This is a genomic window from Streptomyces sp. GESEQ-4 (genome assembly GCF_017948455.1).
In the GTDB taxonomy this organism is placed as follows: Bacteria; Actinomycetota; Actinomycetes; order Streptomycetales; family Streptomycetaceae; genus Streptomyces.
In genome coordinates this window covers 42,280-60,249 of sequence record NZ_JAFFSU010000004.1, presented here as the reverse complement: position 1 = coordinate 60,249, position 17,970 = coordinate 42,280, and the positions used below count along the sequence as shown (strand labels likewise).

Genomic DNA, 17,970 nt, shown 5'->3' with positions numbered 1-17,970 from the left:
GCATCACCTCGCCACGGGCCTCAGCAGCAGTCGCTGCGGGCGCAGCGTGATGCCCACCCGCGTGCCGTCGTCGGAGCCCCGCACTTGCTCGAAGCGGTACTTGGTGGCCAGTGCCGCCGTGATCAGCGTCAGCTGGGCCATCGAGAAGTGGTCACTGGGGCACTTGCGGTTGCCGACGCTGAAGGGGCTCATGGCGTACTTCGGCACGTCCTTGACCCGCTCGGGCAGCCAGCGGTCCGGGTCGAACTCCAGGTTGTGCCCATACGAGAGCGGATCGCGCTGGATCGCGTACGGGCTGTACACGATGTCGGCCCCGGCCGGAATGCGGTAGCCACCGAGTTCCGTGTCGGTCACCGCCCGGCGCGTCAATATCCATACGGCCGGGCGCAAACGCATGGCTTCGACGACGACATTGTTGGTGTGCCTGAGCTTACGGACGTCGTCGAATGCGACGGGCCGGCCGCCGGTCACGGATTCGACCTCCGCCTTCACCTTGTCCGCGTGTTCGGGTTGTTCCGCGAGCATGTGCAGCAGCCACATGATCGTGGACGCCACTGTTTCGCTGCCGGGGGTGAGTATCGCGACGACCTGGTCGTGGATCTCCTGTTCCCCGATGGGGTCGCCATTGTCGTCCTTCGCCTCCAGCAACGCCGTCAGCAAATCGTCCGGCCTTTGACCAGATGCCCGGCGTTCGGCGACGATCTCGTCGACCAGGAGATGCAAATCGGCCAGCGCCCGGTTGAATTTGCGGTTGGGCGGCAGAGGCAGCCGGTAGAGCGGTCCGAGCGGGACGACCATCCTCCGGTACATACCACGGAACACGGTGGCGAGCGCGACACACAGCCGCTCCGCCCGCTCGTCCATGTAATCGCCGCGCAACAGACAGCGGGCGGCGATCCGCACCGCGATCCGGAAGGACTCGGAGGTGCAGTCGATGGTCTCGCCGGGCTGCCAGCGCTCGGTCAACCCATGCGCCTCCTCCTCCATGATCGGCCCGTACGCCGGGATGGCGTCGAGCCGGAAGGCGGGCTGGATGGTGCGGCGCTGACGCCGGTGCCGGGGGCCGTTCGCGGTGGCCACGCCCTCCTTGCCGAGCAGGCCTTCGAGCGACTCCCACAGCGGGCCGTCGATCTTGAAGTCGGGGCTCAGGGCCAGCGCTCCGGTGAGCGCCGGGGTGGTGACGGCGTACACCGTCTTCGGGCCGAGCTTCAGCCGGACGACGTCGCCGTGCTCGCGCAGCCTGGCCATGAATGCCAGCGGGTCGCGGACCAGTTTGAGGCCATGGCCGAGACCAGGGACCCCACCGCCCGCCAGGGGCGGCTCACGCAGCTCCGATGCCTCATGCTCCGGGGCTTCGGGCTTCACGGACTCGACGGTCATTTCTCACCTGCCGCTTCGTTGTCGACGTACGGGGGCGTGGACCGGTCGTCCCAGGAGTCGACCCGGTAGCGGCCGGACTCGTGGTGGAACCAATAGACCGTGCTGAACCAGTTCCGCATATTGCAGACGCAGGCCCGCACGGCGGCGCTCAATTCCTTTCCCCGCACCGTTCCGTCGTCGAGCCCGTCGGCGAAACGCAGGGCCTTCTTTTCGACGGCCAGGAATTCGGAGACGCAGCCCTCGACGCGTCGCCGCACTTCCCCGATCGCCGCTTCCAGCGTCATCCCCTCATGCTTGATGAGACTGATTCCGAGATTGTGGACCTCATCGCCCGCGATTTCCTTGGGCAACGAACAGAGGTCGTTGTACCAGGCGGCGAATTCCTGGCTCAGCAGGGCCGCCCGACGGTATACCGGGTGCTTCCGCACGGTGTCCGGCAGTTCCTGTCCCGCGCTCGGTTCCAGCAGATCCGTCCAGATCCAGTGCGCGAAAGTGAGGCGGCGCAGTGCGAGATATTCCTCGACCGTCGGGACGACTCCCTCGGTACGGTTGTGGAATTCCCGGTCGTACGCCTCGATCACCGCGTGGAAGTGCCGGGCGAATCGCGCGTTCCAGGTTCCGGGCAGGAACGAGTACAACCGCACCATGCTGTCCGCGAACCCCGCGATCAGGGGATCCTCGTGGTGCAGATGGTCCTCGGGGGAATCGAGGGCCGTATGCAACCGGAACCTCAGCCGCCGCCAGGCGGCGGGCCGGCCGTGCACGATGTCGCGGTCGTGCCGGTCGTCCCAGACGAAGAACCACGCGCTGTAGTCCGCAATCGCCTGGAGGACGTCCTCGGGGGCGCCAATGTAGTAGCCCGCCATGAGGTCCGTGTAGCACAAGCCGTCGGCATATTCCTCCACCTTGTCCGCCGGCATGAGCCTTTTTTCCAGTAGCCAGGTGCGGGTCTTCTCCTGGAGCCTGGGCCAATACGGATGGAGTTGCCTGGGAAACGCTGCCTCGATCACCGGTAGAGAGAGTGATGGTGGGACCGCGACCGCCGTCGGTGTCGATGTGGTGCTGTGCGAGAAAGCATGCACGAACAAACCCCTCTCAGCCGCCAGTTGCACACACCCCTCCCGCCGTGCCGGGCGTGCGCCGTTGCGTATCCCCGCACTTCCATTCAGCACCACAACTGACCGATCTGGGAACGCATTTGCTTCATTCACTACCCCACGACGCCGAGAACGTCCCCTTGTGTGACTGAATATGGGCCACCGGCTGCACGCATACGATCGAATGTGCGACGGACATGCGAACGGCGCCTGGTCAGGAAGGGGATCCTGAACAGGCGCCGTACGCAAGGGAGTTGTGGGGCTCCAGTTGCCCCCGGCCGACTTCAGTCGTTCGCGACCACGGGGTAGCGGGGCTCGTTCTCGGCCATCTGCCGCAGCGCGTCCTTGCGTTCGCGCTTGGAGAGCCGGTCGATGTAGAGGTACCCGTACAGATGGTCCGTCTCGTGCTGCAAACACCGGGCGAAGTAGCCGGTGCCGCGCACCTTGATCGGGTTGCCCTGCTCGTCCTGACCGGTCACCTCGGCGTAGTCGGGCCGGGCGAGCGGTGCGTAGGCCGTCGGCACCGACAGACAGCCCTCGTTGCTGTCGTCCAGCCGGCGCTTCTCGGCGGGCAGGTCGACCAGCTTCGGGTTGCAGACCACGCCCACGTGCCGGACGCCCTGGTCATCCTGGCAGTCGTAGACGAAGACCTTCAGATCGACGCCGATCTGGTTGGCGGCCAGGCCCACGCCCTCGGCGGTGTGCTGCGAGGCGAACATGTCCGCGACCAGCTGCTGGAGCTCCTCGCCGAAGTCGGTGACATCCCTGCACTCCTTGTGCAGCACCGGATTCCCGACGACGGTGATCGGCCGCGAGCTGCCACGCTCACGCCAGGCGCTCTCGCGCTCCTCCGCGTCCTCGCTGTCGACGACAAACCCCTCGTCATCCACGGGAAGCACGCCCGCGTGCTGCTGCTCGGTGTCCTGCTGGGCCATGACCGACGTATGCCTTCCTGCACAAGAAAAGAGGGTGTGATGCGGATACAGGGTACGGGCAGCGCCCCTTTAGGGGCGCGGGGAACTGCGCGACCAGCCACAACGGACCCGCAGTCGGCCTCGGTCCTCAGCAGACCTCTTCCAAATCCCGCCAGTCCCGAGAATCCGGACTGTCGGCAACCCATCCATCCAACAGCCCCCGAACCAGCGAAGCCGGCGCAGCCACCCCGCACTCCCGCTCCGGCACCCACAACTGCCCATCCGTCCGATGCCCCAGCGGCCCAGGATGCCCCGGCTCACTGTGATCATGCGGATCCAGATGCTCCCCGTCACCTTCATCCGACGGCATCCGCGACTCCGAGCACATCCGGCACAGCAACCGCACCGATGACGACCAGTCCTCCGCAGCGAACCCCGCGTCCGCAGCCAACTGCTCCAACGCGTCCCGGTCGGCCTCGCTGGCCGCCTCCAGCAGAACCACCCAGGTCGGCACGGGCGACGGCGCCCACAGCTCGATCTCGTCGAACACGGGATACGCGTGCCCCGCGGCGATGGTCCGCTCCCCATGCGGAACCCCGTCGTGCAGCACGACCTCACCCCAGCGCCGCCCCGAAGACGGCAGGGGAATGGACAGCACCTCGATCCGCGCGGGATCGAGCCGCCGCCCCCACACGACCTCGGCCTCGCCCTCCGGCGACAGCCGTACGGCCGCACTGCCCAGGTCCATCCCGACGGGCTCCCCGGACACGCTGGGACCGCCCGGCACCCGCAGCCCGTAGGCCTGCCAGGCACGGCGGGCCAGCGGCCAGTCCTGGAGCGCGGTGGCGGCGATGCCGACGTTCCACCAGTCAGGTGCGCCGGTCTCCCGGTCCAGCAGCGCGACGGCCCTGAGACCCGCGGCCCGCGCCTGCTCCCAGTCGTGCCGGAATTTGTGCAGCAGGGCCAGGTTGAACCAGGACTCGGAAAGCCAGGGCTCCAGATCGGCGGCCCGTGTCAGCAGCGCGCCCGCGTCCTCGTACCGACCGTCCCCGATCAGCGTGAACGCACGGTCGGTGGCCTGCCGCCAGGAGGCGGAGGGCCGGTGCCGTCCCTTGCCGAAGATCCTCACGATTCCCGCCTGCCAGTTCCGTGGAGTGGGCTGGCTGTGCCTTTCGCGCCCCCGGACACCCTCTCCTGCGCATCAAACCACGTACGGCTGGAGGGGCGCTCATTACCCATGGGTTACCCAGCCCCGGGCAGGGTCAGACAGTCCTTGGCCAGCACACGGGCCAGCGACTCGACCACCTCGGGCGCGTAGTCCCCGGCGGTCGCGAGCCGCAGCTCCTCCAGGGCCCGCAGCGGCCCGCCGGGACCGGCGTCCCGGGCCTTCTCCTCGTAGGCGTTGACCGCCCGTACGATCCGTGCGGCCACAGGCTGCTCCCGGCAGGGGTCGGCCTGCCGTTCCACGACCGTGGCGACCTGGGGGCTCACCCCGGTCTGCCGTACGACGGCCCCGCCGAGCAGCGCGATCCGCCGCTGCTCGGACGGCGGGAGCGCGGCGGTGGCGCCGGCCGGGACGGGGTCGACGAGGCTGAGCTGACCGATGTCGTGCATGAGTGCCGCGTACTCCAGGACGGTGAGGTCGGGCCCGGACAGCCCCATGTCGCGCCCGACCGCCCGGCTGAGCGCGGCCACCCGCCGGGCATGCCCCGCGGGGGTGTATCCGGCGATCTCGGTGGCGCGGGCGAGGGAGGCGATGGTCTGCCGGTAGGTGGTGCGGACGGCGGCGTAGCGCCGGAAGGAGAGCTGGGTGAGCAGCAGCGGCAGCGAGAAGACGGGCAGCGCCCACAGCCCGACGACGGCCACCGCGAGCGCCATCACCGCCCCGGTCGCGCACACGGCCGACCCGATCCCGAGCAGGCCCCGCAGCTCGTCCCGCAGCAGCGGTCCGAAGGGCCATCCGGTGCGGGAGTGCGCGAGGGCCGCGGCGAGGACGGCGTCGCACAGCGCGGTGAGCGTGAGCAGCGCGACGAGCAGCAGGGCGTACGCGGGTCCCGCGCCCTTGCCGAACGCGCCCTGGTTGTACAGGGGTTGGAAACAGAAGGCGGCGAAGGCGACGGTCAGGACGCGCCGGGCCAGATGATCGGCCGTCGCCCCCTGTCCCCGCGCGATGTGCGGCACGCTCCCGACGAGCGAGGCGGCGAGCACGAGGGTGACGACCTGCGGGACGCCGTGTTCGGTGGCCCGTCCCGCGTCCTCCCCGAGCAGCGCGTACGCGAGCGCCCCCGCAGCCCCGAGCGGCGCGGACTCCCTGGCCTCGGCCCCGCTCCACCGGGCGAGTTCACCGAGGGCGACCAGGACGGCGAAGGCGAGGGCGACGGAGCGGTCGTCGAGGCCGGTCCAGAGGGTGTGGGCGAGACAGGCGGCGGCGAGACAGAGCGCGCAGGCGTGGATGAGGGGCACCAGCGGCCGCCGGCGTGCGACGCTCATCGCCGCGCTCCCAGGCGGCTCTCGGCGGGCGGAGTGACGCGCGGTTCCTCGCCCGCGGTGACCGCCGGGTGCCAGCCGTGTCGGGCGAGTGCCCGGACCAGCGCCTCGACCATCCTGGGGTCGAACTGCGCTCCCGCGCACCGCCGCAGCTCCTCCAGCGCGACCGCGACCGGCCTGGCCCGCCGGTAGGACCGCGTGGACGTCATCGCGTCGAAGGCGTCGGCGACGGCCACCACCCGCGCGCACTCCGGGATCTGGGTGCCCACCAGCCCGTACGGATAGCCGCTCCCGTCCAGCCGCTCGTGATGGTGCAGCACCGCCGCCCGCGCCTCGCCGAGGAAGGCGATCCCGCGCACCATCTCGTGCCCGTACTCCGGATGCAGCTCGATGACCCGCCGCTCCTCGGGAGTCAACGGTCCGTCCTTGCGCAGCAGCCGCGTCGGCACGCCCAACTTCCCGACGTCGTGCAGGATTCCGGCGAACCGCAGGACTTCGACGCGTTCGTCGTCCATGCCCAGCTCGCGCGCGATCATCGTCGACGCGTGCCCGACCCGCTCGCTGTGCCCGCGCGTGTACCCGTCCTTGATGTCGACGGCCTGCACCAGCGCCCGGATGGTCGCCTGATGCGCCGCCCGCTCCCGGTGGTACTGCGCGAACACCCAGGCCGAGACGCACATCGGCAGCAGCACGAGCAGCGCGGCGAACGGCCCGTACGGGCTGCGCCACAGGACGGCCATCATCAGCCCGACGAGGCCGTGGACGCCGATCGGCGCAAGGGAACGTAGGAACAGACCGCGCCAGGCCCGCCGTACCGGCACGCGCTCGGCGAAGGCCAGGATCCCGCCGTCCAGCACGCTGAGCACCAGGCAGAACGCGAGCACCGCGGCCAGGGCGGGCAGCAGCGCGTACGGGAAGTCGGATGCCACGACCGCGTCCCGGCCGCCCAGTGCCCAGTGGACGCGGGCCGCCGCCCAGACGGCGACGACGAGTTCGGCCGCCCGCCAGATCCGCCGCGGCGTCCGGGGCCGGCCCGCTACAGGGGACAGCAGCGCTCCGGGCACCGCGACCAGCGCGGCGGCGGGCGGCGGCAGCAGAAAGGCTCCGGCCAGCAGGACGGGATAGAAGGTGCCGAGGGCCCGCCACCGGGTGATCTGCTCGCATCCGGCGTAGAGCGCGGCGAGCAGCGCGACCGCCCACCAGGGCGTGTGCAGGAACGGCAGCGGGAGGAGGCAGAGCAGCGCACCGAGGGCTACGCAGGCGACATACGCGCGTGCCCGCGCTGGTATCGCCTCCATGACGTCCCTCCCGACCGTGCCCGTACCGGCTCAGGAGCCTAGGGCGGCGGGTGGGACGGCCGCGGGTCGATGACCCGCGGTTAGCACGTTCGAGTGACGACAGGCCGTTCAGGATTCCTGCGGGGTCGCCGTCACGTCATGGTCCGGGACTGCCTGCCCGGAGCGGATCAGGTCGATCCGCCCCAGGACCTTGGAGCGCAGGTCGGTGGGTACGTCGTCGTGACCGCAGCACCGCTTGACGAGCTTCTTCACGGCCTCTTCGAGCCCGTACTTCTCCAGGCACGGCGAGCACTCCTTGAAGTGCTGCTTGAACTTGGCGCGATCGACGTCCGGCATCTCACTGTCGAGGAACTCGTAGAGATGGTCCAGGACTTCACTGCAGTCCGTCTCGTGCGGCTCTCCGCAGCTCATGAGCCCGAGCCTTTCGCTTCGTTCGACTCTCCGGCGCCGGCCGGGACCAGTCCGCGCTCACGGGCGTAGTCCTCGAGCATGCCGCGCAGTTGACGGCGGCCCCGGTGCAGCCGGGACATCACCGTACCGATGGGTGTCCCCATGATGTCCGCGATCTCCTTGTACGCAAAGCCTTCTACGTCCGCGAGATAGACGGCGATGCGGAACTCTTCGGGGATCGCCTGCAACGCTTCCTTCACGTCCGAGTCGGGCAGATGGTCGAGCGCCTGCGACTCCGCGGAGCGCAGACCCGTCGACATGTGCGACTCGGCACGGGCGAGCTGCCAGTCCTCGATCTCCTCGGCCGCGGAGCGCTGGGGTTCACGCTGCTTCTTGCGGTACGAGTTGATGAAGGTGTTGGTGAGGATCCGGTACAGCCACGCCTTGAGGTTGGTGCCCTCGCGGAACTGGTGGAAGGACGCGTACGCCTTCGCGTACGTCTCCTGCACCAGGTCCTCGGCGTCGGCCGGGTTGCGCGTCATGCGCAGCGCGGCCGAATACATCTGGTCGAGGAATTCGAGCGCGTCCCGCTCGAAGCGCACGTTGCGCTCCGTGGTGGACTCCGCGCCCATGCCCTGGCCCTCGGGCCGCTCCGCCTGGCCGTTGTCGGTCCCTGCGTCGATCCCAGTGACCGGACCCACCTCCTCAAGATTCCGGGCAGCACCGATACCGGTGTCACCAGACTCGGAGGATAGACGACGACCCGACCCCGCCGCCCCTCGAATCGGGGTGGTCTTGGCCGCGTGCAGCACCGTCCAGTCCAGGTCAGTGCGGCTGCTGCGGCTCGGGCATGCGGTCGAACCCATGCGGCGGACTTCCTCTCCCACGACGTCGGTGCTGGTCTCTCAGCACTTCTGTCCCGCTCAACAGCGGTCCGCGGCCCAACATTCCCGGGTCTTTACCCCAGTGACCCGGCCCACTTCACCACCGCGTCGGTGATGATCGCCACGACCTCGTCCGGCTCGATCTCCGCCCGCTTGGGCACGGCGAAGCCATGGTCGCCGTACGGCACCTCGACCAGTTCATAAGTGCCCTTCGGGAATTCCTCGGGCCTCCCGAACGGGTCGTTGCCGCCCTGGACGACGAGAGTGGGCACCCCGGCGCCGAGCAGTTCGTCGGCGCGCGACTTCTCTGGCTTGCCCGGCGGGTGGAGCGGGAAGCTGAGGGCGAGGGCGCCGGCGGCTCCCAGCTCCACGGCCGTACGGCAGGCGACGCGGGCCCCGGCGCTGCGTCCGCCCGAGATCACGGGCAGCCCGGACCCGGCGACCGCGGGCCAGATGCCCCGCCACCCCACGTCCAGGGTCTTCGGCGCCGGCGCCAGCTTCTTACCGGCCACCCGCCAGGGCTGCTCCACCAGGGCGACGCTCACGCCGTGCCCCGGCAGCTCGGCGGCGATCGCCCGAAGGTCCCGCGCCTCGATGCCGCCGCCCGCGCCGTGGCTCACCGCCAGCACAAGCCGCGGCTTCCTCGCCCGGTGCCAGGTGATGCGGGCGTCCCCCGCGTCGGTGCTGATGATCTCGGTCGTCACGCTAGAAGAGTGTGCCCTCTTCGGGCCCTTCCAGCTCCTTCAGCAAGTCCGGCCCGTTGTTGCGGACGTTGCTGACCGCGGTGGTGACCGGGTAGGCGCGCATCAGTCCGGGGGGCGGCGGGGCGAGCAGCTCGCGCAGGTCGTCGGGGTCGGTGCGGGACGGGTCGAGCCAGCTGTCCCAGCGGTCGGGTGTCAGCATCAGCGGCATCCGGGGGTGGATGTCGGACAGTGTGTACGGCCCGTCGGCGGGCGCCACCGCCAGCGGGGTCTGCTCCGCCTCCGTCGTGATCACCGAGCAGGTCACCCACCACGCCAGCGGATGCTCGTCGGGCAGCGTCTTGTCCCGCCAGAACTCGTACAGCCCGGCCATGGCGAACACGGACCCGTCGGCGGGGAGCACGAAGTAGGGCTGCTTGCGCGGCCGTTTCTTCTTCCCCTCCTCCTCCAGGTCCCGCTCCTGCTTGCCGGTGACCCACTCGTAGTAGCCGTCGGCGGGCAGGATGCACCGGCGGGCGGCGAAGGCACGGCGGTACGACGGCTTCTCGTGCACCGTCTCCGCCCGCGCGTTGATCATCCGCGCACCGCCCTCGGGGGTCTTCGCCCAGGAGGGAACGAGCCCCCACTTGAGCTTGCGCAGCTGCCGAACCGGTCGCTTCTCGTCGGCGTCCTTCACAGGACGGTCCAGGACCGCGTAGACCTCTTTGGTCGGGGCCACGTTGTAGTCGGGCTCCAGGGTCTCCTCGGGCTCCCACTTCTCGATCTCAAAGATTCCTGCGAGATCCTCGGGCCTACGACTCGATGCATACCGTCCGCACATACGTGCCACACTGCCAGACTCCGTATGAACAGAGGGAGCACCCCGGACACATGGACAGCAGTACAGCGACCTCTCTGTGGGACGAACTGATCGGCACCCAGACCGACCCGGACGTGTGGGTGGTGATCGCGACCCTCGTCGCCGCGGTCGCGGTGGTCGTCCCACACGGCCTGTGGCGCCTCGCCCGCAACGCCATCACCATCGCCCACGAAGGCGGCCACGGCCTGGTCGCGCTGCTCACCGGCCGGCAGCTCACCGGCATACGCCTGCACTCCGACACCAGCGGCCTCACGGTCAGCCGCGGCAAGCCGTACGGCCTCGGCATGATCCTCACCGCCGCCTCCGGCTACACCGCGCCCCCACTCCTCGGCCTCGGCGGCGCCGCCCTGCTCGGCGCCGGCCGCATCACGCTTCTGCTGTGGCTGGCCACGGCCCTCCTCCTGGCCATGCTGGTCATGATCCGCAACGCCTACGGCGCCGTGACGGTCGTCCTCACCGGCGGCACGTTCGTCCTGGTCTCCTGGCTGGCAGGTCCCCAGGTACAGGCGGCGTTCGCGTATGCGGTGGTGTGGTTCCTGCTGCTAGGCGGCGTCCGTCCGGCATTCGAGCTGCAGGCGAAGCGAGCACGGGGAGGGGCGGGGGACTCGGACGCGGATCAACTGTCGAGGTTGACGCATGTGCCGGCGGGGATGTGGCTGTTCCTGTTCCATGCCGTATCGCTGTGCTCACTGATAGGTGGGGGACGTTGGCTGCTGGCGGTGTGAAGACGCCCCTGAAAGGGGCGCGGGGCTGTATCGATTTGCGGCTCCGCCGCGTGGGCGCGACCAGCCCCCACGGCGCCGCACCCGAACGACGACCCACTACTAAAGTGGGCCGCATGACCGCTAACCCCGCAGACACCTCCCTCTGGCCCGCCCCACATGCGACCGGAGCTGTCGACGCGACGGTCCACGTGCCCGGGTCGAAGTCGGTCACCAACCGCGCCCTCGTGCTGTCTGCCCTCGCCTCCGAGCCCGGCTGGCTCCGCCGCCCCCTCCGCTCCCGCGACACCCTGCTGATGGCCGACGCCCTACGCGCGATGGGCGTCGGCATCGAGGAGGGCGTAGGCCCCAACGGAACGGGCGAGACCTGGCGCGTGCTCCCCGCAGGGCTCCGCGGCCCCGCCACCATCGACGTCGGCAACGCCGGCACCGTCATGCGCTTCCTGCCTCCCGTCGCCGCCCTCGCCGACGGCGAGATCCACTTCGACGGCGACCCGAGGTCGTACGAGCGCCCCCTGAGCGGCGTGATCGACGCCCTGCGCGTCCTCGGCGCCCGGATCGACGACGACGGCCGCGGCACGCTGCCGCTGACCGTGCACGGCGGCGGCGCGCTGGACGGCGGCCCGGTGGAGGTCGACGCGTCCACGTCGTCCCAGTTCGTGAGCGCGCTGCTGCTCTCCGGCCCGCGCTTCAACCAGGGTGTGGAGGTCCGCCACATCGGCGCGACGCTGCCCTCGCTGCCCCACATCCGGATGACCGTCGACATGCTGCGCAGCGTCGGCGCCCAGGTGGACACCCCGGAGTCGGGCGGCGAGCCGAACGTCTGGCGGGTCACGCCGGGTGCGCTGCTCGGCCGGGACCTGACGGTGGAGCCGGATCTGTCCAACGCCCAGCCGTTCCTGGCGGCGGCGCTGGTGACCGGCGGCAAGGTGCTCGTCCCGGACTGGCCGACGCGGACCACCCAACCCGGTGACCGGCTGCGGGAGATCTTCACCGAGATGGGCGGTTCCTGCCAACTGACCGAGTACGGCCTGCAGTTCACCGGGTCCGGCGCGATCCACGGCATCGATGTCGACCTGAGCGACGTGGGCGAACTCACCCCCGGCATCGCGGCCGTGGCCGCCCTCGCCGACTCCCCCTCCACGCTGCGCGGCGTGGCGCATCTGCGGCTGCACGAGACGGACCGGCTGGCCGCGCTGACCAAGGAGATCAACGAACTCGGCGGCGATGTGACGGAGACCGCCGACGGGCTGCACATCCGCCCGCGCGCGCTGCACGGCGGCATCTTCCACACGTACGAGGACCACCGCATGGCCACCGCCGGCGCGATCATCGGCCTCGCGGTGGAGGGCGTGCAGATCGAGAACGTGGCGACGACGGCGAAGACGCTGCCGGACTTCCCCGACCTGTGGACCGGGATGCTCGGGAGCGACGGGGCGTAGGGGACACACGCCATGCGTCGCTACGGCAAGCACACCGACGAGGACGACATCCGCAGCCGCCCGAACCGCAAGGGCAACCGGCCGCGTACGAACATCCGCCCCAAGCACGCGGACGCGGCCGAGGGGATGGTCCTCACCGTCGACCGCGGCCGTCTGACGTGCCTCGTCGACGACCGGATCGTCCTGGCGATGAAGGCCCGCGAACTGGGCCGCAAGGCCGCGGTGGTCGGCGACCGGGTGCACCTCGTCGGCGACCTCTCCGGCCAGAAGGACACCCTCGCCCGCATCGTCCGCATCAGCCCGCGCACCTCGGTCCTGCGCCGCACCGCTGATGACGACGACCCGTACGAGCGCGTGGTCGTCGCCAACGCCGATCAACTCGCCATCGTCACCGCGCTCGCCGACCCCGAACCGCGCCCCCGCCTCGTCGACCGCTGCCTGGTGGCGGCGTTCGACGGCGGCCTGGAACCGCTGCTCGTGCTCACGAAGTCGGACCTCGCCCCGCCCGACAAGATCCTTGAGCTGTACGGCGCCCTCGACATCCCGCACGTGGTCACCAGCCGCGGGGAGTTGGAGGACGGCACCGCGGCGGACCGGGTGCTCGAGCAACTCGACGGCAAGATCACGGCGTTCGTGGGCCACTCCGGCGTCGGCAAGACCACGCTGGTCAATGCCCTGGTGCCGAAGGACCGCCGACGCACCACCGGACATGTGAACGCGGTGACCGGCCGCGGCCGGCACACGACGACATCGGCGCTCGCGCTGCCGCTGCTGGCCGGCGGCTGGGTCATCGACACCCCGGGCCTGCGGTCCTTCGGGCTGCACCACGTCGATCCGTCCCGGGTCATCAAGGCCTTCCCCGACCTGGAGCCGGGCACCGAGGGCTGCCCGCGCGCGTGCAGTCACGACGAGCCCGACTGCGCGCTGGACGCGTGGGTGGCCGAGGGACACGCGGACCCGGCACGGCTCTACTCCCTGCGCCGATTGCTGTCCACGAGGGAACGGAAGGAAGGCGACTGACCTTCGCGTTGTTTGTCTGCACGCAAGGTCGGTAAGTGCATAATCGCACCGAGTCCGATCCAAGCCAGACGAAGCAGTCGACGTGTACACACGGGAGGACAAGACATGGCGTGGCTGCTGGTGGTTGTGGCAGGGCTCCTCGAAACCGGTTTCGCCGTCTGCCTGAAGCTGTCGCACGGCTTCACCAGGCTGTGGCCGACCGTCGCGTTCTGCATCTTCGCGCTCGGCAGCTTCGGCCTGCTGACGCTGTCCCTGAAGAAGCTCGACGTGGGCCCCGCCTACGCGGTGTGGACGGGCATCGGCGCGGCGGGCACCGCCATCTACGGCATGGTCTTCCTCGGCGACATCGTGTCGACGCTGAAGCTCGTCTCGATCAGCCTGGTGATCGTGGGCGTCATCGGGCTCCAGCTGTCGGGCTCGGCCCACTGACCCCGGATCACACCAACTGCCGGTGCAGCGCGCCCCGTACGAGATCCGCGACGCCTCCCTCGCCGGGCGGGGCCGCCACGCAGGACAGCGCCAGCCGGACGACCAGTTCGCAGGAGCGGGCCAGTTCGGCGGCTTCCGACTTGTGGGTGCCGGGTCCGGCCAGCACCGCGACGGCGCGGTCACGGACCAGGGCCACGAAGTCACCGGGTGAGGGCAGCGGTCCGTCCGCCCGCCGCTGGGCCGGCACCGCCGAGGTGGACGGCACGGCCGAGAGCGTCGGCGAGGGCAGCCGCTCGCTCCAGCAGCCGGTGAGCATGGCCTGTACGAGCGCGTTCTCCCGGGCCGCCGACGCGGTCCACTCGGCGGTGGCGGTGAGCCGGTCGCGGGCGTCGTGGTTGGTGGCTAGGGCCCGCTCGACGCCGGCGAGATAGGCGTCGGCCTCTCTGCGGACGAGAGCCCTGGCGAGCCCTTCCTTGCTCCCGAACTCGTTGTAGAGCGTCTGCCGGGACACCCCGGCCGCCGCGGCCACATCCACCATCCGCACCGCGGCCCACGGCCGCCGCGCCAGCGCCGTGTATGCGGCGTCCAGTAGGGATTCCCGCGCTGCAGGCATCATCGCCTCCCGAGCCCGACCGACTCTGCGCCCAGATTTGACGCGCACGGGCGCACTGTCAAGGGTTCGCGAGGGGACAAGGGGGCGCGCGACGCCTGTCGTAGGCCATCCGGGCGGTCGGGCACCGTGCACACCGATCCCCCACATCCCGCTGTAGCCCGGCCGTGACCGCGAAAGATACGGTTCAAGCATGGCCGACTACCATGACGATCTCCGCTTCGCCCACGTCCTCGCGGACGCCGCCGACGCGACGACCATGGCCCGCTTCAAGGCCCTCGACCTGAAGGTGGAGACGAAGCCGGACATGACTCCGGTGAGCGAGGCGGACAAGGCCACCGAGGAACTCATCCGCGGCCAGCTGCAGCGCGCCCGCCCCCGGGACGCGATCCTCGGCGAGGAGTACGGCATCGAGGGCACCGGCCCCCGGCGCTGGGTCGTCGACCCGATCGACGGCACCAAGAGCTACGTACGCGGCGTCCCCGTCTGGGCCACGCTCATCTCGCTGACGGAGGCGAGCGAAGGCGGCTACGAGCCTGTCGTCGGCCTTGTCTCCGCCCCCGCGCTGGGCCGCCGCTGGTGGGCCGCGAAGGGGCACGGCGCCTTCACCGGCCGCAGCCTCTCCTCGGCCTCCCGGCTGCGCGTCTCCCGCGTCTCGAAGCTGTCCGACGCCTCCTTCGCGTACTCCTCGCTCACCGGCTGGGAGGACCAGGGCCGCCTGGGCGGCTTCCTGGACCTGACCCGCGAGGTGTGGCGCACGCGCGCGTACGGCGACTTCTGGCCGTACATGCTGGTCGCCGAGGGCGCTGTCGACATCTGCGCCGAGCCCGAGCTGTCCCTGTGGGACATGGCCGCGAACGCGATCATCGTGACGGAGGCGGGCGGCTCCTTCACCGGCCTCGACGGCCGCCCGGGCCCGCACAGCGGAAACGCGGCCGCGTCGAACGGTCTGTTGCACGAGGAGTTCCTGGGGTATCTCAACCAGCGCTACTGAGCTCCACGAGCTCCACGCGCCCCCTTGTTGACCGTCTCTTTGCCTGTCACTCTGAAGGTCCCACCCCTTGTGAATTTGTGAAGCGTTGAACAAGCGGAGACGATGATCAAGGGGCGGAGACCCTCAGGAGGTGGCTGCATCCATGCTCGTCCGCGACGCCATGAGCACCGTGGTCCTCACCATCGGCCCCACCCACACCCTTCGCCAGGCCGCAGCGCTGATGTCCACCCGCCGGGTGGGCGCGGCCGTCGTCCTCGACCCCGACGCCGGCGGTATCGGCATCCTCACCGAACGCGACATCCTGATCTCCGTCGGCCTGGGCGAGGACCCGGACACGGAGTACGCCCACGCGCACACCACCACCGACGTCGTGTTCGCGGCTCCGTCCTGGACCCTGGAGGAGGCCGCTCACGCCATGGCACACGGTGGCTTCCGCCACCTGATCGTCCTCGACCACGACGAGCCCGTCGGCATCGTCTCGGTCCGCGACATCATCCGCTGCTGGGCTCCCCTGCGGCAGCAGGTACCGGCCTGAGCCCACGCGAACGGGCCGGAACCCCTTGTCCGGGGAATCCGGCCCGCTTCGGCAAGCGATCCAGTGCTGGTGGGTGTGTCAGCCGCGCAGGGCCTGGACCGCGGCCTCCAGCCGCTTGCCGAAGTCACCGTCCGCCTGACGGAAGTTGCCGATCGCGCGCTCGGCGATGTCGTGGCGCGAGACCTTGGCGATGAAGCCCGCCAGGTTGCCGATCAGACGCTCCTTCTCGTCCTCGGACATCAGCCGGTAGAGGTTGCCGGCCTGCACGAAGTCGTCGTCCTCGGCGTGCACCGGGGCCGGGTGGTTGCCCGTGCCGCCGTTCACGGCGGCGGCGGACCACAGCGGGCGGTCCGTCTGGAACGGGCCACCGAAGCTGTTCGGCTCATAGTTCTTCGCGCCCTTGTGGCGGCCGTCGTACAGGAAACCGTCACGGGAGTTGGTGCGCGCCTCGGTGGCGTGCGGGCGGTTCACCGGCAGGTGGTCGGCGTTGATGCCGACGCGGTAGCGGTGGGCGTCGCCGTACGCGAACAGCCGCCCCTGGAGCATCTTGTCGGGCGACGGACCGATGCCCGGCACGAAGTGCGCGGGGCTGAAGATGGACTGCTCGACCTCGGCGAAGACGTTCTCCGGGTTGCGGTTGAGCTCCAGCTTGCCGATCTCGATCGGCGGGTAGTCCTCGTGCGGCCACACCTTGGTGAGGTCGAACGGGTTGAAGCGGTACGTCGCCGCGTCCGCCTCCGGCATGATCTGCACCTGCACGGTCCAGGTCGGGAACTCGCCCCGCTCGATGGCCTCGCGCAGGTCGCGCTGATGGCTGTCGGGGTCCTCACCGGCGAGCCTGTTCGCCTCGGTCTGCGTGAGGTTCTTGATCCCCTGGTCGGTCTTGAAGTGGTACTTGACCCAGAAGACCTCGCCCGCCTCGTTGTTCCACTGGAACGTGTGCGAGCCGTAGCCGTTCATGTGGCGGTACGACGCCGGGATGCCGCGGTCGCCGAAGAGCCAGGTCACCTGGTGGGTCGACTCGGGGCTGAGACCCCAGAAGTCCCAGACGTTGTCCGCCTCCTGGGAGCCCGTGTACGGGTCGCGCTTCTGGGTGTGGATGAAGTCCGGGAACTTGATGGCGTCCTTGATGAAGAACACCGGGGTGTTGTTGCCGACGAGGTCGTAATTGCCCTCCTCGGTGTAGAACTTCAGCGCCCAGCCGCGCGGGTCGCGCACCGCGTCGGCCGCACCGAGGTTGCCCGCGACCGTGGAGAAGCGCAGGAAGGTCTCGGTCTGCTTGCCGACCTTGGAGAGGAACTTGGCGCGCGTGTACCGCGTCACGTCGGCGGTCACCGTGAAGGTGCCGTAGGCACCGGCGCCGCGGGCGTGCACCACGCGCTCCGGGATGCGCTCCCGGTTGAAGTGGGCCAGCTTCTCCAGCAGCAGCTGGTCCTGGACGAGCACGGGGCCGCCGACGCCCGCGGTCTCGCTGTTCTGGTTGTCGGCGACCGGTGCCCCGGCCTCCGTGGTGAGCGGTCCCTGCGTCACGTGCGCCTCCTGCGTCAGTTCTGCCCCCGTACTGCTTCCGAACCAATCCTACATTAGACATAATCCAAAACAAGCAAGGCTCCAAACTCACACCCATTCGGATTCTGGTCCTTAGCTGTTAAGCTGTGCGCATGAGCGACCTTCTGGAACGGCTGCGCGGACGCGGATGGCGGATGACCGCGCAGCGGCGCGTCGTGGCCGAGGTCCTCGACGGCGAACACGTCCACCTGACGGCCGACGAGGTCCACTCGCGGGCTGTGGCCAAGCTGCCCGAGATCTCCCGGGCGACCGTCTACAACACGCTGGGCGAGCTGGTGACCCTCGGCGAGGTGCTCGAGGTCGCAACGGACAAGCGCGCCAAGCGGTACGACCCGAACGCCCACCAGCCGCACCACCACCTGGTCTGCGCCCAGTGCGGCGCCATCCGGGACGTCCACCCCACCGGCAACCCGCTGGCCGACCTCCCCGACACGGAGCGCTTCGGCTTCACCGTCTCGGACGTCGAGGTGACCTACCGCGGGGTGTGCCCGAACTGCGCCACGGCGTAAGGACATACGCGTAGGCACATTCGCGTAAGCACATACGACTTCAAGCCCCGGCGCCGACAAGGCGCCGGGGCTTTCCGCTGCACCCGCACTCTTCCCGTATCTGACGGGTCGTCATATCGTCGGCGGCACC

General features: G+C 69.9%; 19 protein-coding genes. 7 read left to right on the top strand and 12 right to left on the bottom strand.

Translation table 11 applies throughout. From position 1 onward, the window contains the following. Nucleotides 1-3: 3 nt before the first annotated feature. The 10 genes from KCH48_RS10415 to KCH48_RS10370 all read right to left on the bottom strand — a co-directional run bounded on the left by KCH48_RS10415 (nucleotide 4) and on the right by KCH48_RS10370 (nucleotide 9,971). The gene (locus tag KCH48_RS10415; protein ID WP_210572353.1) at nucleotides 4-1,380 is read right to left on the bottom strand and encodes a cytochrome P450; all 1,377 of its coding nucleotides are present in this window, start codon (nucleotides 1,378-1,380) and stop codon (nucleotides 4-6) included. Further along, complete coding sequence (cyc1, locus tag KCH48_RS10410) at nucleotides 1,377-2,462, bottom strand: epi-isozizaene synthase (RefSeq protein WP_210572945.1); 1,086 nt, start codon at nucleotides 2,460-2,462, stop codon at nucleotides 1,377-1,379. Before cyc1 ends, KCH48_RS10415 begins: the two co-directional genes overlap by 4 nt. Before the next feature lie 299 nt (nucleotides 2,463-2,761). Further along, the gene (gene def / locus KCH48_RS10405) at nucleotides 2,762-3,412 is read right to left on the bottom strand and encodes a peptide deformylase (protein WP_210572351.1); all 651 of its coding nucleotides are present in this window, start codon (nucleotides 3,410-3,412) and stop codon (nucleotides 2,762-2,764) included. A 127-nt stretch (nucleotides 3,413-3,539) separates the two neighbouring features. After that, nucleotides 3,540-4,520, bottom strand: coding sequence for a hypothetical protein (locus tag KCH48_RS10400; RefSeq protein WP_210572349.1), 981 nt, complete (start codon nucleotides 4,518-4,520; stop codon nucleotides 3,540-3,542). A gap of 113 nt (nucleotides 4,521-4,633) precedes the next feature. Beyond that, complete coding sequence (locus KCH48_RS10395; RefSeq protein WP_210572348.1) at nucleotides 4,634-5,881, bottom strand: HD-GYP domain-containing protein; 1,248 nt, start codon at nucleotides 5,879-5,881, stop codon at nucleotides 4,634-4,636. After that, complete coding sequence (locus KCH48_RS10390; protein WP_210572347.1) at nucleotides 5,878-7,176, bottom strand: HD-GYP domain-containing protein; 1,299 nt, start codon at nucleotides 7,174-7,176, stop codon at nucleotides 5,878-5,880. The genes KCH48_RS10395 and KCH48_RS10390 overlap by 4 nt, the downstream gene beginning before the upstream one ends. Nucleotides 7,177-7,284: 108 nt before the next feature. Next, complete coding sequence (rsrA, locus tag KCH48_RS10385; RefSeq protein WP_210572346.1) at nucleotides 7,285-7,587, bottom strand: mycothiol system anti-sigma-R factor; 303 nt, start codon at nucleotides 7,585-7,587, stop codon at nucleotides 7,285-7,287. Further along, entirely contained in the window at nucleotides 7,584-8,267 is a 684-nt protein-coding gene (gene sigR / locus KCH48_RS10380; RefSeq protein WP_210572345.1) for an RNA polymerase sigma factor SigR, read from the bottom strand. Before sigR ends, rsrA begins: the two co-directional genes overlap by 4 nt. A gap of 257 nt (nucleotides 8,268-8,524) precedes the next feature. Then, nucleotides 8,525-9,154, bottom strand: coding sequence for an alpha/beta family hydrolase (locus KCH48_RS10375; protein WP_210572343.1), 630 nt, complete (start codon nucleotides 9,152-9,154; stop codon nucleotides 8,525-8,527). A 1-nt stretch (nucleotide 9,155) separates the two neighbouring features. Continuing rightward, complete coding sequence (locus KCH48_RS10370) at nucleotides 9,156-9,971, bottom strand: SOS response-associated peptidase (protein ID WP_210572341.1); 816 nt, start codon at nucleotides 9,969-9,971, stop codon at nucleotides 9,156-9,158. Nucleotides 9,972-10,021: 50 nt separating this feature from the next. Between KCH48_RS10370 and KCH48_RS10365 the strand changes: the two genes are divergently transcribed. The 4 genes from KCH48_RS10365 to KCH48_RS10350 all read left to right on the top strand — a co-directional run bounded on the left by KCH48_RS10365 (nucleotide 10,022) and on the right by KCH48_RS10350 (nucleotide 13,623). Continuing rightward, nucleotides 10,022-10,735: a M50 family metallopeptidase gene (locus KCH48_RS10365; RefSeq protein WP_210572338.1), complete on the top strand. Its 714-nt coding sequence runs from the start codon at nucleotides 10,022-10,024 to the stop codon at nucleotides 10,733-10,735. Between the two features lie 113 nt (nucleotides 10,736-10,848). Next, nucleotides 10,849-12,174, top strand: a complete 1,326-nt coding sequence (gene aroA, locus KCH48_RS10360) for a 3-phosphoshikimate 1-carboxyvinyltransferase (RefSeq protein WP_210572337.1) — start codon at nucleotides 10,849-10,851, stop codon at nucleotides 12,172-12,174. A 12-nt stretch (nucleotides 12,175-12,186) separates the two neighbouring features. Then, on the top strand, nucleotides 12,187-13,194 hold the full coding sequence (gene rsgA / locus KCH48_RS10355) for a ribosome small subunit-dependent GTPase A (RefSeq protein ID WP_210572336.1): 1,008 nt from the start codon (nucleotides 12,187-12,189) through the stop codon (nucleotides 13,192-13,194). A 105-nt stretch (nucleotides 13,195-13,299) separates the two neighbouring features. Then, entirely contained in the window at nucleotides 13,300-13,623 is a 324-nt protein-coding gene (locus KCH48_RS10350; protein ID WP_210572334.1) for a multidrug efflux SMR transporter, read from the top strand. A gap of 7 nt (nucleotides 13,624-13,630) precedes the next feature. Here the strand turns inward: KCH48_RS10350 and KCH48_RS10345 are convergent, their stop codons facing one another. After that, nucleotides 13,631-14,239 carry a TetR/AcrR family transcriptional regulator gene (locus KCH48_RS10345; RefSeq protein WP_210572331.1) on the bottom strand — a complete coding sequence of 203 codons (609 nt, stop codon included), beginning with the start codon at nucleotides 14,237-14,239 and terminating at the stop codon, nucleotides 13,631-13,633. A 187-nt stretch (nucleotides 14,240-14,426) separates the two neighbouring features. On the opposite strand from KCH48_RS10345, the gene hisN reads away from it, so the two are divergent. Both hisN and KCH48_RS10335 read left to right on the top strand, forming a co-directional pair. Continuing rightward, nucleotides 14,427-15,227 carry a histidinol-phosphatase gene (hisN, locus tag KCH48_RS10340; protein WP_210572330.1) on the top strand — a complete coding sequence of 267 codons (801 nt, stop codon included), beginning with the start codon at nucleotides 14,427-14,429 and terminating at the stop codon, nucleotides 15,225-15,227. Between the two features lie 142 nt (nucleotides 15,228-15,369). Then, complete coding sequence (locus tag KCH48_RS10335) at nucleotides 15,370-15,762, top strand: cyclic nucleotide-binding/CBS domain-containing protein (protein ID WP_210572943.1); 393 nt, start codon at nucleotides 15,370-15,372, stop codon at nucleotides 15,760-15,762. Between the two features lie 78 nt (nucleotides 15,763-15,840). Here the strand turns inward: KCH48_RS10335 and KCH48_RS10330 are convergent, their stop codons facing one another. Next, a complete protein-coding gene (locus KCH48_RS10330; protein ID WP_246885138.1) occupies nucleotides 15,841-17,310 on the bottom strand; it encodes a catalase in 1,470 nt (489 codons plus the stop codon). A gap of 113 nt (nucleotides 17,311-17,423) precedes the next feature. Here KCH48_RS10330 and KCH48_RS10325 point away from each other — a divergent pair, with 113 nt between their 5' ends. Continuing rightward, a complete protein-coding gene (locus tag KCH48_RS10325) occupies nucleotides 17,424-17,840 on the top strand; it encodes a Fur family transcriptional regulator (protein WP_210572326.1) in 417 nt (138 codons plus the stop codon). Nucleotides 17,841-17,970: the final 130 nt, after the last annotated feature.

Coding starts and splice junctions, on each gene's coding strand:
- KCH48_RS10415 (WP_210572353.1), bottom strand. CDS start 1,380: ATGACCGTCGAGTCCGTGAAGCCCGAAGCCCCGGAGCATGAGGCATCG.
- def (WP_210572351.1), bottom strand. CDS start 3,412: ATGGCCCAGCAGGACACCGAGCAGCAGCACGCGGGCGTGCTTCCCGTG.
- KCH48_RS10395 (WP_210572348.1), bottom strand. CDS start 5,881: ATGAGCGTCGCACGCCGGCGGCCGCTGGTGCCCCTCATCCACGCCTGC.
- KCH48_RS10390 (WP_210572347.1), bottom strand. CDS start 7,176: ATGGAGGCGATACCAGCGCGGGCACGCGCGTATGTCGCCTGCGTAGCC.
- rsrA (WP_210572346.1), bottom strand. CDS start 7,587: ATGAGCTGCGGAGAGCCGCACGAGACGGACTGCAGTGAAGTCCTGGAC.
- KCH48_RS10370 (WP_210572341.1), bottom strand. CDS start 9,971: ATGTGCGGACGGTATGCATCGAGTCGTAGGCCCGAGGATCTCGCAGGA.
- KCH48_RS10365 (WP_210572338.1), top strand. CDS start 10,022: ATGGACAGCAGTACAGCGACCTCTCTGTGGGACGAACTGATCGGCACC.
- aroA (WP_210572337.1), top strand. CDS start 10,849: ATGACCGCTAACCCCGCAGACACCTCCCTCTGGCCCGCCCCACATGCG.
- rsgA (WP_210572336.1), top strand. CDS start 12,187: ATGCGTCGCTACGGCAAGCACACCGACGAGGACGACATCCGCAGCCGC.
- KCH48_RS10350 (WP_210572334.1), top strand. CDS start 13,300: ATGGCGTGGCTGCTGGTGGTTGTGGCAGGGCTCCTCGAAACCGGTTTC.
- KCH48_RS10345 (WP_210572331.1), bottom strand. CDS start 14,239: ATGATGCCTGCAGCGCGGGAATCCCTACTGGACGCCGCATACACGGCG.
- hisN (WP_210572330.1), top strand. CDS start 14,427: ATGGCCGACTACCATGACGATCTCCGCTTCGCCCACGTCCTCGCGGAC.
- KCH48_RS10335 (WP_210572943.1), top strand. CDS start 15,370: ATGCTCGTCCGCGACGCCATGAGCACCGTGGTCCTCACCATCGGCCCC.
- KCH48_RS10325 (WP_210572326.1), top strand. CDS start 17,424: ATGAGCGACCTTCTGGAACGGCTGCGCGGACGCGGATGGCGGATGACC.